This is a genomic window from Vibrio sp. 2096, assembly GCF_033339595.1.
GTDB classification, from domain to species: Bacteria; Pseudomonadota; Gammaproteobacteria; order Enterobacterales; family Vibrionaceae; genus Vibrio; species Vibrio alginolyticus.
Genome location: NZ_JAWOUX010000027.1, coordinates 1 through 12,205, shown reverse-complemented (window position 1 = coordinate 12,205; position 12,205 = coordinate 1). Strand labels below are relative to the sequence as shown.

The window sequence follows — 12,205 nt, the reverse complement described above, 5'->3', positions numbered from 1 at the left end:
TTTGCGGTGGCTTATGGTGATTAAGGCGCTGTGCGGTAGCTTTTGTATTGCGTTACTCACACCTTAGCAAGGCGTTATGTGCTATCAAAAATTAAACAATAAAGTTATCTTTTATATGTGATAATACACTTATGATATGTTGATCACTTTTCTTAGCATGGAGTGAAAAATGGCTAAAGAATTAAAAAACGCTCAGGTAAAACGTTCTGGAGTAACTGAGCGATATTGGCGTGACGAAACTAAAGAGTGCAGCTTTGAAGTAGAACCTAATGAAGGTGAGTTACGGTTTAGATTTTCGATCGCATCTAAAGGTGGTGGTGTTACAGATATACAGCTATCTGTTGGTAAAGAAGATTTGCCTGATATTTTGAACGAGATTCTAAAGCAACACTCTGGCGAACTTGTACACACGTATAAACTTAAAAAGTAACGCACATAACAATCTGTTTAAGAGTGATTCGCAACGCTTGGCATTTTTGCTATGCGTTGCGTTTTGTGTTTAAGGTGGCATGCGGGAGCTTCGGTATTGCGTTGCTCACACCTTAACAGGGCGTTATGTGCTTAGAGGGAAAATGGCATTGATTAGAGAAATGGATATCTCGGATTACTCTCAAGTTATTGAGCTTTGGTCTGAAACAGAAGCTATGTTGCTGCGTGATGCAGACTCTAGAGAAAACATAGGTAAATACTTAGAACGTAACCCCAATCTCAGCTTTGTCGCTGTAGATGGTGGCACTATTGTAGGTGCAATTTTAGTGGGTACAGATGGTCGTCGAGGCTACGTACAACATTTGGCTGTAAACGCGAATTGTCGAGGCAAAGGCATTGGTGCCAAACTCATATCCTCAGCGGTCGATGCATTATCGAACATTGGTATAGTTAAAACTCACTTATTTGTTGCCAATGAAAACCTGAATGCTCAATATTTCTATGAAAAACTAGGTTGGTTTCCACGTGATGAAGTACGTATGTTTTCTTTTAACTCGTCTTGCAGTGGTAATGTTTAGTACGCACATAACAAAGCATTTAAGAGTGATTCCCAACGCTTGGCATTTTTAGTTCAAGGTTGGGTTTCGTGTTTTCGGCGCAATGGTTTAGGTTCGTGGTAGCGTTGCTCACACCTTAATGCGGCGTTATGCTCTAGGAGATGATTTTGCTCGATTTATTGAAGAAAGTAGTTCTAATTAACCTCTCAGCGGCTCTTGTTGTTATCGCTCTAGCCCAGTTTGTTCCATTCTTTGCTACTACTCAGTTGGTCGACTTTCTTTTCTTTGTTGTCATCGTCATATGGGTTTTAGCGAAGCTAATGTGGGAAGGTGGTGTCCATAGTAAGACGACGCGGTTAGATGACCCTAGAAGAGATAGAGTTTACAAAATGGTAGAAGGGCATGATTTCGAAAAAGACGAACGAGAGCACTATCGAATGAACTACCAAACAGGCTTAGTTTTCTTCATAGCGGGTCTACCAGCGTTTATTGCTTGTTTAGCCCTTCAATTTCTTTGAGCACGAGCATAACAAAGCGTTTAAGACAGATTCGCAACGCTCGGCATTTTTGGTTTGTTTTGAATTTAGAGTTTACGGCACAATGTTTAAGTCTGGTGGTGGCGTTGCTCACTACTTAACGCGGCGTTAGTCGCCAGAAAAAGCTAGCAGTCAAAATCATGTTTCTAAGCTCAAAACTTGGCTACTGGTTGTTTGATTCATAGTTCCATCTTCGACGGTCAAAGCTCAGTTTCATCGGTTCTAGATCAATGCATTGCTATTTACCAAGCGGTTGTTTCGTTCTTTGGTGGTGATAGAGCGGGGCGATCGAGAGTCTGTTTTTGGTTGCTACTTCGCTCGGTGAGTTTGTTGGTACAAAAGCCGATTTACTCGCTGAAAGGACGTTTTCTCTGGTGTGGTAAGTTCCACGTGGTTTCAGTGACTTTGTTGAAAGTCCGCACTGTGAGATTAGCTTTCCAAAGGCGCTATTTGGTGTTGTCCGTCCGTTTTCTGCGGCGCTGTTTTTTCTAAGTGGTTTCATTGAGTAGCCGCTTTGAGACTACGCCTGACTTAAATGCATCAAAGCACATAAAGTTTGTTGTTCGCAAAGTTTAGTTCGGCTTAAAATTGTCGCTCGGTGCCTCGCGACTAACAAACTGCTCAAGAGGGATTCGCAACGCGTGGCATTTTTACTATGCGTTGATTTTAGTGATTAAGGTGGTTTGCGGCGGCTTTTGTATTGCGTTGCTCACCCCTTAGCAGGGCGTTATGTGTCAGAGAGAGATTATGAGATTTTTGCAACTATTTATCTTGATCTTAGTAGCAGGGTGTTCAAGTTCAGCAGAAAACACTTACTCATCGGAATATTTAGATATAGAGTCAATAGAGTTTGTATCGCCGAGATACCCCAAAGTTGCAGTAGAGAATAACCTGTCAGGGTATGTGGTCATGACGTTTAACATTACTAAAAATGGGGATGTGTCTGATATTGTTGTAATCGAGTCCTCCCCAAAGGGGATCTTTGAAAAGGTAGCTGTACAAGCGTTGTCCAAATGGAAATATGAACCACTTGAAGATGTTGATCTTATTGCTCAAAAACAAAAATTAGTCTTTAAAATCTAACACATAACAAATTGTTCAAGAGTGATTCGGCACGCGTGGCATTTTTACTATGCGTTGGTTTTAGCGGCTAAGGTGGTATGCAGAAGCTTCGGTATTGCGTGCCTCACACCTTAACAAGGCGTTATGTTCTCTGGGCTAGGAAGGGATATGGAAACAGTTAAAATGCTAGATTTGGGGTTTTCTACTGCAGATGCAGAATATCCTGAAATCCATCAAGAAGAAGGCGATTTAAGAGCTGAGTTTAAAGATTGGCAGGAAAAAACGGTAAAACTATATTTTACCGATTACGTCGCATGCAAGTGGCAGATGGTATTTGATTTACTTGAGAGAGAGCGAGACGACAGCTGTTATGAAATATGCTCATCTCTTTGGCTCAAGCAACATGTCCAATCAGAAATAATCAATTGCGACGAAGGCTACAAGCACTTTCGGCTTAACTTTAATGAGTTAGGGCAACTTGATGTAATTGCGTTAAACATTGTTGTACGAACATAACAAACTGTTTAAGAGTGATTCGCAACGCGTGGCATTTTTACTATGCGTTGGCTTATGTGTTTAAGGTGGTATGCGGAGGCTTCGGCATTGCGTTGCTCACACCTTAACAGGGCGTTAGTTGCCAACGAGAAAATCGCAGCTAAAACAGAATGTTTAGGTCTAATCGTTCGTGTGCTTTTTTGCTCGATTCTGTGCTTCGAACTTCGGGATCTTGGCTCGCGGAAATTGAGCTTCGTTCTTTTTCTAGTTTGGTTTGCCGTTTCAAAAGCCGATTTACTTGTTGAAAGTCAGCTTTGTGGCATTGTTTCTCCAAAAGGTCTTTCTGGTGTTGTCAGTTCGTTTTCTACGGCGTTACGTGTTCCAAGTGGTTTCAGTAATAGGCGTTTTGAATCTGCGCCTGATTTTAGTTTTTCAACGTACGTAAAGTCAGTGTCGGCAAAGCGGCAATCAACTTCAAATCAAAGCTTTAGGTTTGGCAACTAACAAAGCATTTAAGAGGGATTCACAACGCTTGGCAGTTTTGGTTTGAATCAGCTTTAGTGTTTTTGGCACAATAGCTTAGGTTGGGTGGTGGCGTTGTTCACCCCTTAATGCGGCGTTATGCAAATCGTAAAAATTAAGAAAAGAATGATATCAACAAATTTAAAACCAGCTGATGAATTGAGCGCTCATAGTAAAAGTGTTACTGATGCTCTGATTCAGCTGTTTATGTCAGAAGACCATACTTGTCTTGCGTATTTTGAAGTAGAAAGTTACTTATCTGACACTCTCTTTGCTCTTGCTGATAAAGGCTTTTTTAACTCAGCTGTGATTACAATCGACAGCAAAGCTACTCCCAATATGCGCTTCTGTAAGTTGTCTACAGTCGAGCAGGGGATATTAAAGGAAATTTTAGCGATGAACCTTTTAAAACAAGGCTACAACTTTGAAAACTTATCTAACAGCCATGGGCAGATAAGTTTGCGTGTATCAATCAGCTAAATTTGCATAACAAAGCATTTAAGAGTGATTCGCAACGCTTGGCAGTTTCGCTTCGCTCAAGTATAGCCAAGCGCCGCTCACACCTTAATGCGGCGTTATGAGTTTTTATAAGTTAAAGAGGAAAATATGAAGATTTTTATCAGTTGGTCGGGTGACAGGAGTCGTCAAGTCGCCGAGTTGTTGGATGAATGGATTACTTGTGTCATTCAGGCAGTTAAGCCTTGGATGTCCAGCAAAGATATCGATCGTGGTTCGCTGTGGTTTTCTGAAATTTCAGATCAATTGCAGAATACATCCATAGGTATTGTGTGCTTAACCCAAGAAAACAAAGTAAAGCCTTGGATTTTATTTGAGTCCGGCGCACTTGCTAAGGGACTGTCGTCAAATAGGGTGTGTACTTTTTTAATCGATCTCAGCCCTGCAGATATTGAAAACCCACTTGCCCAATTCAATCACTCCACTCCCGACAAAGTTGGGCTTTGGGAGTTAGTGCGTACTATTAACAATGCATTGGGTGAGCACGCCTTAAAAGAAAAAACTCTTGAGAATGTATTTGAGACTTACTGGCCACAGTTTAACGATGAATTTAATAGAATCTTAAAAGATACGCCTTCGACTGAAGTTATCGAAAAACGTTCAGAGGACGACTTACTTAAGGAAATTCTAGCGAACACTCGAAATCTAGAGCGAAGAATCCGTCATGTAGAATCACCGAGTATTTCGACTAGAAGAAGAGGCAATAGACACACTGTAGCGCCTGATATTGCAAAAGCAGTTGTTGAACACCTGTATAATAAAAATGCTGATAAAGAAGTAATCGTTAGCATGGTTGAAGGGTTAGGGGCTCCTTCTAGTTGGGTTGAAGAGCAGCTTTCTGATTTAGACGAACATGCGATTGAAAACTCATAACAAAGCATTTAAGAGTGATTCGCAACGCTTGGCATTTTCGCTTCGCTCAAGTATAGCCAAGCGTCGCTCACACCTTAATGCGGCGTTATGTGTTCCGAACGGAGAGAGGAAATAATGACAAAGAGAACACTGGTTTTACTCTATCCGGGGGCTATTTCCTATGAAGTAATGTACGCGATAGAGTGTTTAGGAGCGTATGGGAAAGTTGATATCACCACCCCAGAGAACCACAATCATACCGATTCCTCAGGTCTAAGAATTTGTCCCACTGTTAACTTTGAAGATATACGTATTACTGACTATCAAGCACTTTTGATACCTGGAGGAAATCCCGATTCAATAATGGGAAGCGACCAAATTGCTAGCTTCATCCAAAAAGCTCATGAATCATCATTAGTTATTGGTGGCATATGTGCAGGAGTATTAGTCTTAGCAAGAGCTGGCATTCTAAAAGGCGTCAAAATTACCCATAATTATACGGAAAAATACGCCCCAGAATCTTCGGTACAGCTCACTCGACCATATTGGGAGGGAGCTATCTATGAAGAGTCTTTAGTCCAAGTCGACAAGCGCATAGTTACAGCGATGCCCAATGGGTACGTTGATTTTGGGTTAGCGGTGGCTGAAGCACTAGAGTTGCTAGATAGTAAGCAAAAACAGTTTATTCTGAGCTACCACAAGCAAGTTGCTCATTAAACACATAACAAATTGTTCAAGAGTGATTCGGCACGCGTGGCATTTTTACTATGCGTCGGTTTTAGTGGTTAAGGTGTTATGCGGAGGCTTCGGTATTGCGTGCCTCACACCTTAACAAGGCGTTAGGCAATATCGTAAGGGGGTAAGTATTGATAAAACTAAATGATCATATAGCAACATTGTCACATGTTATGTTCTCTACAGATGATGTCGCAGAATGGAGTGGCGTGTATCAATGGTTGCAAATAGCCGCTTCTGTTGAATCACTTTCCCTTGATACTATCAAATACAATAATAGCTTTGGTTGGTGTGCACCTTCTGATGAATTTGACTTGGCTAGGGATAAATTACTACCGATCTTTGCTGAAAAGTTAGCTATTTTTAATTTTGTTTGGGGGGCTTTAGAGTCCACCATCGATATAGTTAAGCCACCTAAGAATCCAGATAAGTCAAAGCGCGGAAAGGTTAGAGATGCTTGTTTCTGGCTAAACACCTTTAACCGGTCAGATTCAATACCAGAGTTACTTGTTCAAACCACTATGTTCAGGGAGTTAGCCCAAAAGTCTATTGGCTATGAACGTGTCGAAACCAGAATTGGCGAATTGAAAGAGTTTGGTGTTTCGGGCGTTGGTTTATACGCAGTATATGAACTTAGAAATCTATTTGCACATGGTAGTATGGAGTTCCCTTACCCTGATGGTGAAAATAATCCAGTCTGTCCTGAGATATCTTTGGTTGAAGCAGCAACACGTATAGTTCTGTTCTCTATACAGTTATTGATGTTAAAACATTTTCCTAACCCAGATGAGTATGAAGTGTTTCTAACAACTGTTGTAGGTAACATTGATGGTGATATCAAGTTAGCTGATGCTTTACGAATGTGTCATTTAGAGGTTAACCAACTAGAAGCACAGTTGACGTTGATATAATTGCCTAACAAAGCATTTAAGAGTGATTCGCAACGCTTGGCAGTTTCGCTTCGCTCAAGTATAGCCAAGCGTCGCTCACACCTTAATGCGGCGTTATACGCTTTTGAGGAAATAATCCAATATGAACAAGGTAGTGTTCAGAAATTGCGATGAAAAGAGTGAGTATTGGGTTGCTCTAGAGAAGCTGTTTCAAACGGAATGGTCTGACTTTCTGTTTGTAGATACCTATAAACTAGAATCTAACCTTCCACCGGTAATTGTTGCTCTCAGAGAGAACCAAGTTATTGGTGGTCTCGCTTATTCGCGCTTTACAGAACCTCATGGTGACTCAGAAGTTATTTGGCTTAACGCAGTCTTTGTATCCAATGAGTGGCGTGGTCAAGGTATTGCGAGTGAACTGATCAATCGAGGTGTTAGGCAAGTATCAGCAACAACTCAAAGTAACCTGTATGTTTACACAAATGTACCATCGTTGTATGAGTCTTTAGGTTGGTTAGCGGTTGATGTTGAAAGTGAGCCAAATCATAAGGTTATGAAAGTTCTGTTGTAGTGTCAGCACGCGTATAACAAACTGTTTAAGAGTGATTCGCAACGTGTGGCATTTTCACTATGCGTTGCGTTTAGTGTTTAAGGTGGTATGCGGCGGCATCGGTATTGCGTTGCTCACACCTTAACAGGGCGTTAGCTGCTTAGAGGAAAAATGATGATCCAAGATAAAGCTACATCAAGTTCCAATTACATAAGATTTATCGACAGAGTAATCGAAAATCGAACTGTTTGGGGACTTCAGCATCCTGATGGTGGTTGGGCAGTTTGTAATTCGAATCAGTGTCCAGACGCATTAGTTTATGTTTTTTGGTCAGATAGAGCATACGCAAGTCGGGTCGCAGTTGGTGATTGGGAGTTGTATGTCCCAAGTCCAATTAACCTAGATTCATTCGTTGATAATTGGCTAAAAGGTATTCATAGCGATGGACATCTTGTGGGTCTCAATTGGGATCCAAACCTGTGCGGTACAGAAGTTGTCGCAATTGATGTGGCAAAAATGTTGGTACGCAGCTAACAAACTGTTTAAGAGGGATTCACAACGCGTGGCATTTTTACTATGCGTTGGTTTTAGTGATTAAGGTGGTATGCGGTGGCATCGGTATTGCGTTGCTCACCCCTTAACAGAGCGTTATACCGCAATCAATCATCTAACCTTTCATGGCTTTACGGTAAACATCGTTACGTTCGCGTTTTCCAACTGCTAAGACGGTTACAATGATGACATCGTCTTCAACTTTGTAGACGAGACGGTAGCCCGATTGACGCAACTTAATTTTATACATGTTGTCAGCTCCAGAAAGCTTTGAAGCCGGAACATGTGGGTTATCTAAGCGCTCGATTAGCTTTTTCTTAAATTGTTGTTGCAGAGTAGAGCCAAGCTTTTTCCACTCTTTGAGTGCACTCTTTTTAAAGTCGAGTTTATAGGTCATCAATATTTACCGAAATGCTCTCTTCAGATTCACGCTCTTTAGCGATAGCTAGTAGTTCCAGATCTTCGAGTCTGTCCATCATCATTTCGTACGCTTCGGCAGGCACGCAATAAAATGCTGGTTCATTTCGGTTTAATACAGCAACAGGTTCGCCGTAAGCACTAGTTGCAACTTTCATAGGGTTAGCTTTCAACTCAGTAATGCTTGCAGCAACATCGGCTAAAATTCTAGTGGTCATATAATCGGTCTCTTAAGTGGTTTTTATGTTGGTCATTTTAGCCTCAACCAAGCGGTATAACAAGTTGCTTAAGAGTGATTCGCAACTCGTGGCATTTTTACTATGTGTCGGTTTATGTGTTTAAGGTATTATGCGGAGGCTAAGGTATTGCGTTGCTCACACCTTAGCAAGGCGTTATGTGAATTGGAGAAATTGAGTAATGAAGAAGTTCTTCGCAATATTTATAGCAGCTTTTTGTTTAGTTTCAGTTGGTGCTCTAGCGAATGACTACAAGCTCGGACAGGCGTATGAAAATCATCAAAGTGACATTCAAGTTCGTGGTTCAGGAACAGTAATCCGCCTATTGCCGGATGACAACAAAGGAAGTCGACATCAAAGATTCATACTCAAATTAGATAGTAAGCAGACTTTACTTGTTGCTCATAACATCGACTTAGCACCAAGAATCCCCAACCTAAAAGTCGGCGATCGAGTTCAGTTTTACGGTGAATATGAATGGAATAAAAAGGGTGGAGTAATGCACTGGACACACCACGATCCGAACAATAGGCACCCACATGGTTGGTTAAAGCACAGCGGTAAAACGTACGAGTAGAAATTCACATAACAAAGCATTTAAGAGTGATTCCCAACGCTTGGCATTTTTCATTCCATCGTTTGGTTTTGTGTTTACGGTGGTATGGTTAGGTTTAGTGGTTGCGTTGCTCACACCTTAATGCGGCGTTATACGCTTAATGAGAAATGATACAAAAAGGACGTTATGAAGTTATCTGAATTACAAAGTCATATAAAAGAATTCGATTATGCGCCAGAGCAATCTGAACACTATTTTTTAAAACTAATCGAAGAAGTTGGCGAATTATCGGAATCTATTCGCAAAGGTAAAAGTGGGCAACCAACGCTAGATGAACTCAAAGGTTCAATCGCAGAAGAGTTGTATGACGTCTTGTACTATGTTTGTGCTTTAGCCAATATTCACGATGTAAACCTTGAGAAAACGCATGAACTAAAAGAAGTTTTGAATAAGGTTAAGTACAACCGATAGGACGCGTATAACAAATTGTTCAAGAGGGATTCAGCACGCGTGGCATTTTTACTATGCGTTGGTTTAAGTGATTAAGGTGGTATGCGGTAGCATCGGTATTGCGTGCTTCACCCCTTAACAAGGCGTTATGCGCACATAGAAATAACAATGCAACTAGTTTATTATTTAGAGAATCAGTAGAAATGGAAGAGAGTATATGCTTAATTTCACGCAATTCACTAAAGATCATTGGATCGCGATAGCAGGTATTGTTACAGGCGGGGTAATAGCTTTTGGTTTACCATACTGGGAAAGTTATTGGGTTCAGCCCCCTCAGCTATCGATAGAAATTAATTCAATTTCCAGGGAAATTTCAGATGAAGCCGGGATTACGGTTCAAGATCACCTGGAGCTAGGTATCCTGAAACCAAGAGTGAGTGGTGGACTAACTGGTTCCTATTTAAGCCTTATTGAGGAAAGCTTACGGTTTGAAGATATTGATAGGAAAAGAAAAGGAATAGTTACGACTGAACAACTTCGAGAAATGCTAGAAGCTGCAAAAGACGAACTCAAGGCTCTTCCTGAGCGTATTGAAAATGCTCAAGAACAATTAGATGATGTTAAAAAATTAAAACCGGACAGTTTATCTATTCAAGAATTAGTTCGTCTAAATAGGCCCTTATTGAATGAAGTTGATGTTAGTTTTACTGAGTTTCAGGACAAGATGGAAGATATTAAAGGTAATGAAAGTTACTTTAACGGAATTATTAACCAGTTTATAGAACAATATAAAAAACAATTAAATTATGTAGAAGAACGCTATACCGAGCTCCAAACAAATTTGCCAACGAGTGAACGAAAAGTAGAGACGTTAATAGATGAATTGAAAAGGAGTAAGTCGTTTTTTCGAGTTTCTGCTGTTTTAACCAACTCCGGTAAGTCCAGTATTTCTATTAAACGGCCAGCACTTTTGAGAGTCTATATTGGTACTGGAAATTATGTAGATCTTAAAATGGAGTTGGAGGACTATCATAAATCTGCAGAAGTCAAATCTCATGGAACAAGTATAGCTTCCTTTAAATCCAAAGAAATATCGACAATACCTCATGATGATCAAAAGTTAATTAATACATATTGGGGTCAAAGTGTCCATGCTATCCTGTTCACTGAAGATATTTTGAGTTCTATTAATGCTTCAAATCCAATTGCTTTTTCAGAAGGTTTATACCAAAAAATTATTTATGATCGTCTCGAAGGTGAGGCGTCAAGCAAAAAATATTTCACTGAGCAATATTAACAATTCGCAAGTTCGCATAACAAAGCATTTAAGAGTGATTCCCAACGCTTGGCATTTTTCATTCCATCGTTGGGTTTTGTGTTTACGGTGGTATGGTTAAGTTTCGTGGCAGCGTTGCTCACACCTTAATGCGGCGTTATGTGCTTATGAGGAAAATTGACATGGAGGTGGTAGAGGCCAACCCTGATTTGGCGCCAATATTAGCGAGTTATGCGAAAGAATGCCTAGAATCGGGTATTCCAAAATATTCGGGTGTGGAGCAAGATCCTACAGCTTATTTGTCAGGTTTGGTCGAACGCTCAAAGGCAATCTCCGAGTTACCAAAGGGATATTTACCTAGCACAACTTACTACTGTGTATCGAACTCCGAAATTTTAGGTGCAATCCGAGTTCGCAAAGGTACTAACGCCAACGTAGAAAATGTCATTGGTCATATTGGCTACGAAACTAGACCGTCAGCTCGTGGTAAGGGTGTAGCCTCATTTCTGCTTGCATGGGTGCGAGACCATGTTGTCACTGATTCAGTAATTGTTACTTGCTCAATTGACAATCCCGCATCTCAAAAGGTCATCGAAAACTGTGGTGGTGAATACCTCGGTAACTACACAGATGAGAGTGAGGGTACGGTAAGGCGCTACCGTTTAGCACGCACATAACAAAGCATTCAAGAGTGATTCGCAACGCTTGGCAGTTTCGCTTCGCTCAAGTATAGCCAAGCGAAGCTCACACCTTAATGCGGCGTTATATGCTTCAAGGAAAATGATGAAAAAAATCGCACTTTCAATAGCTTGCTTAATGGCCTCCAATCAGGCTAATGCTGACGTTAGGTTAGACTTTCCCTTCCAGAAAAAGTTTGAAGTGTATGAGATTAGCGGCAATAGTGTTGAGGAAATTGAACACTCTTTTAACTCTAGACCTGACTTTCTAGTAAATGAGGGCTTTGACGGGTACACCGCGTGGAAATATGACTTCCATACGCATGATGATTCTTGCGAAATTCATGAATTTGATCTTGAAGTTACCTATGCACTTCCGAAGTTTGAAATGTCTAGGACTTCAGCTGAATCAGCTGAGGAGTTTCGCCCATATCTTGAGAAGCTCTATCGACATGAGCAGACTCATTGCGCGCTTGTAGTTAAGTCGATACACGAAATGTATCTAGCCTTCAAACTTGGACAGCGTGGAGGGTGTAGTAGCGCAAATGATAGAGTCATTGAGCTTGAAGGTGATTTGGTGGAAATTAATGCCCTGTTTGACGTTTATACATCGCACGGAGAAATTGAATTAGCAGAGTCTCCTTTTGGAGAGGAGCCTTACTTGAAAGTATGCGAAATACCTTTCGCGCCAATGTCACCACGCATATAACAAGAAATTTAAGAGTGATTCACAACGCTTGGCGCTATCACTTTAAGTGAATTTAGTGTTTATGGCACAATGCTTTAGGTAGAGTGGTTAGCGTTGTTCACACCTTAATTTGGCGTTATGTACTTTAAGGAAAATTGTAACCAACTCTAAAGGATTGAGAGTGATAGATCATTTTGAAATTAAGGTAG

General features: G+C 40.8%; 19 protein-coding genes. 16 read left to right on the top strand and 3 right to left on the bottom strand.

All coding sequences use genetic code 11. The annotated features are described in order from the left end of the window. Window positions 1–169 precede the first annotated feature (169 nt). From R7Q41_RS23210 to R7Q41_RS23200, 3 genes are all read left to right on the top strand, one after another. On the top strand, window positions 170–430 hold the full coding sequence (locus R7Q41_RS23210; RefSeq protein ID WP_086591480.1) for a hypothetical protein: 261 nt from the start codon (window positions 170–172) through the stop codon (window positions 428–430). Between the two features lie 142 nt (window positions 431–572). Beyond that, window positions 573–1,007 (top strand): GNAT family N-acetyltransferase, encoded by a 435-nt coding sequence (locus R7Q41_RS23205; RefSeq protein ID WP_213987460.1) that lies wholly within the window; start codon window positions 573–575, stop codon window positions 1,005–1,007. Window positions 1,008–1,153: 146 nt separating this feature from the next. Next, window positions 1,154–1,504 (top strand): hypothetical protein, encoded by a 351-nt coding sequence (locus R7Q41_RS23200; RefSeq protein ID WP_064369099.1) that lies wholly within the window; start codon window positions 1,154–1,156, stop codon window positions 1,502–1,504. 256 nt (window positions 1,505–1,760) lie between these two features. Here the strand turns inward: R7Q41_RS23200 and R7Q41_RS24535 are convergent, their stop codons facing one another. Next, window positions 1,761–2,024 carry a hypothetical protein gene (locus R7Q41_RS24535; RefSeq protein ID WP_140299821.1) on the bottom strand — a complete coding sequence of 88 codons (264 nt, stop codon included), beginning with the start codon at window positions 2,022–2,024 and terminating at the stop codon, window positions 1,761–1,763. A 245-nt stretch (window positions 2,025–2,269) separates the two neighbouring features. Between R7Q41_RS24535 and R7Q41_RS23195 the strand changes: the two genes are divergently transcribed. The 8 genes from R7Q41_RS23195 to R7Q41_RS23160 all read left to right on the top strand — a co-directional run bounded on the left by R7Q41_RS23195 (window position 2,270) and on the right by R7Q41_RS23160 (window position 7,678). Then, window positions 2,270–2,605 carry an energy transducer TonB gene (locus R7Q41_RS23195; RefSeq protein ID WP_203346239.1) on the top strand — a complete coding sequence of 112 codons (336 nt, stop codon included), beginning with the start codon at window positions 2,270–2,272 and terminating at the stop codon, window positions 2,603–2,605. Window positions 2,606–2,752: 147 nt separating this feature from the next. Continuing rightward, window positions 2,753–3,100, top strand: coding sequence for a hypothetical protein (locus R7Q41_RS23190; RefSeq protein WP_206225567.1), 348 nt, complete (start codon window positions 2,753–2,755; stop codon window positions 3,098–3,100). Between the two features lie 600 nt (window positions 3,101–3,700). Beyond that, a complete protein-coding gene (locus R7Q41_RS23185; RefSeq protein ID WP_239945732.1) occupies window positions 3,701–4,081 on the top strand; it encodes a hypothetical protein in 381 nt (126 codons plus the stop codon). 126 nt (window positions 4,082–4,207) lie between these two features. Beyond that, window positions 4,208–4,990 carry a TIR domain-containing protein gene (locus R7Q41_RS23180; protein WP_140144471.1) on the top strand — a complete coding sequence of 261 codons (783 nt, stop codon included), beginning with the start codon at window positions 4,208–4,210 and terminating at the stop codon, window positions 4,988–4,990. Window positions 4,991–5,104: 114 nt separating this feature from the next. Continuing rightward, window positions 5,105–5,686, top strand: a complete 582-nt coding sequence (locus R7Q41_RS23175; protein WP_045598172.1) for a DJ-1/PfpI family protein — start codon at window positions 5,105–5,107, stop codon at window positions 5,684–5,686. Window positions 5,687–5,835: 149 nt separating this feature from the next. Beyond that, the gene (locus R7Q41_RS23170; protein WP_239945735.1) at window positions 5,836–6,615 is read left to right on the top strand and encodes a hypothetical protein; all 780 of its coding nucleotides are present in this window, start codon (window positions 5,836–5,838) and stop codon (window positions 6,613–6,615) included. A gap of 121 nt (window positions 6,616–6,736) precedes the next feature. After that, complete coding sequence (locus R7Q41_RS23165; RefSeq protein ID WP_206958539.1) at window positions 6,737–7,165, top strand: GNAT family N-acetyltransferase; 429 nt, start codon at window positions 6,737–6,739, stop codon at window positions 7,163–7,165. 150 nt (window positions 7,166–7,315) lie between these two features. Further along, window positions 7,316–7,678 carry a DUF2750 domain-containing protein gene (locus R7Q41_RS23160; protein WP_235429261.1) on the top strand — a complete coding sequence of 121 codons (363 nt, stop codon included), beginning with the start codon at window positions 7,316–7,318 and terminating at the stop codon, window positions 7,676–7,678. 133 nt (window positions 7,679–7,811) lie between these two features. Here the strand turns inward: R7Q41_RS23160 and R7Q41_RS23155 are convergent, their stop codons facing one another. Both R7Q41_RS23155 and R7Q41_RS23150 read right to left on the bottom strand, forming a co-directional pair. Next, window positions 7,812–8,093 (bottom strand): type II toxin-antitoxin system RelE/ParE family toxin, encoded by a 282-nt coding sequence (locus R7Q41_RS23155; protein ID WP_318108760.1) that lies wholly within the window; start codon window positions 8,091–8,093, stop codon window positions 7,812–7,814. Beyond that, window positions 8,083–8,331 carry a type II toxin-antitoxin system Phd/YefM family antitoxin gene (locus tag R7Q41_RS23150; protein ID WP_005377003.1) on the bottom strand — a complete coding sequence of 83 codons (249 nt, stop codon included), beginning with the start codon at window positions 8,329–8,331 and terminating at the stop codon, window positions 8,083–8,085. Before R7Q41_RS23150 ends, R7Q41_RS23155 begins: the two co-directional genes overlap by 11 nt. Window positions 8,332–8,530: 199 nt before the next feature. Between R7Q41_RS23150 and R7Q41_RS23145 the strand changes: the two genes are divergently transcribed. The 5 genes from R7Q41_RS23145 to R7Q41_RS23125 all read left to right on the top strand — a co-directional run bounded on the left by R7Q41_RS23145 (window position 8,531) and on the right by R7Q41_RS23125 (window position 12,017). Then, entirely contained in the window at window positions 8,531–8,926 is a 396-nt protein-coding gene (locus R7Q41_RS23145) for a DUF3465 domain-containing protein (protein WP_171346383.1), read from the top strand. A 165-nt stretch (window positions 8,927–9,091) separates the two neighbouring features. Next, entirely contained in the window at window positions 9,092–9,376 is a 285-nt protein-coding gene (locus R7Q41_RS23140) for a MazG nucleotide pyrophosphohydrolase domain-containing protein (protein ID WP_053047195.1), read from the top strand. A 196-nt stretch (window positions 9,377–9,572) separates the two neighbouring features. Beyond that, the gene (locus R7Q41_RS23135; protein ID WP_318144675.1) at window positions 9,573–10,652 is read left to right on the top strand and encodes a hypothetical protein; all 1,080 of its coding nucleotides are present in this window, start codon (window positions 9,573–9,575) and stop codon (window positions 10,650–10,652) included. A gap of 161 nt (window positions 10,653–10,813) precedes the next feature. Beyond that, window positions 10,814–11,308: a GNAT family N-acetyltransferase gene (locus tag R7Q41_RS23130; RefSeq protein ID WP_025637911.1), complete on the top strand. Its 495-nt coding sequence runs from the start codon at window positions 10,814–10,816 to the stop codon at window positions 11,306–11,308. A gap of 103 nt (window positions 11,309–11,411) precedes the next feature. Then, window positions 11,412–12,017 (top strand): DUF922 domain-containing protein, encoded by a 606-nt coding sequence (locus R7Q41_RS23125; protein ID WP_238939371.1) that lies wholly within the window; start codon window positions 11,412–11,414, stop codon window positions 12,015–12,017. Window positions 12,018–12,205: the final 188 nt, after the last annotated feature.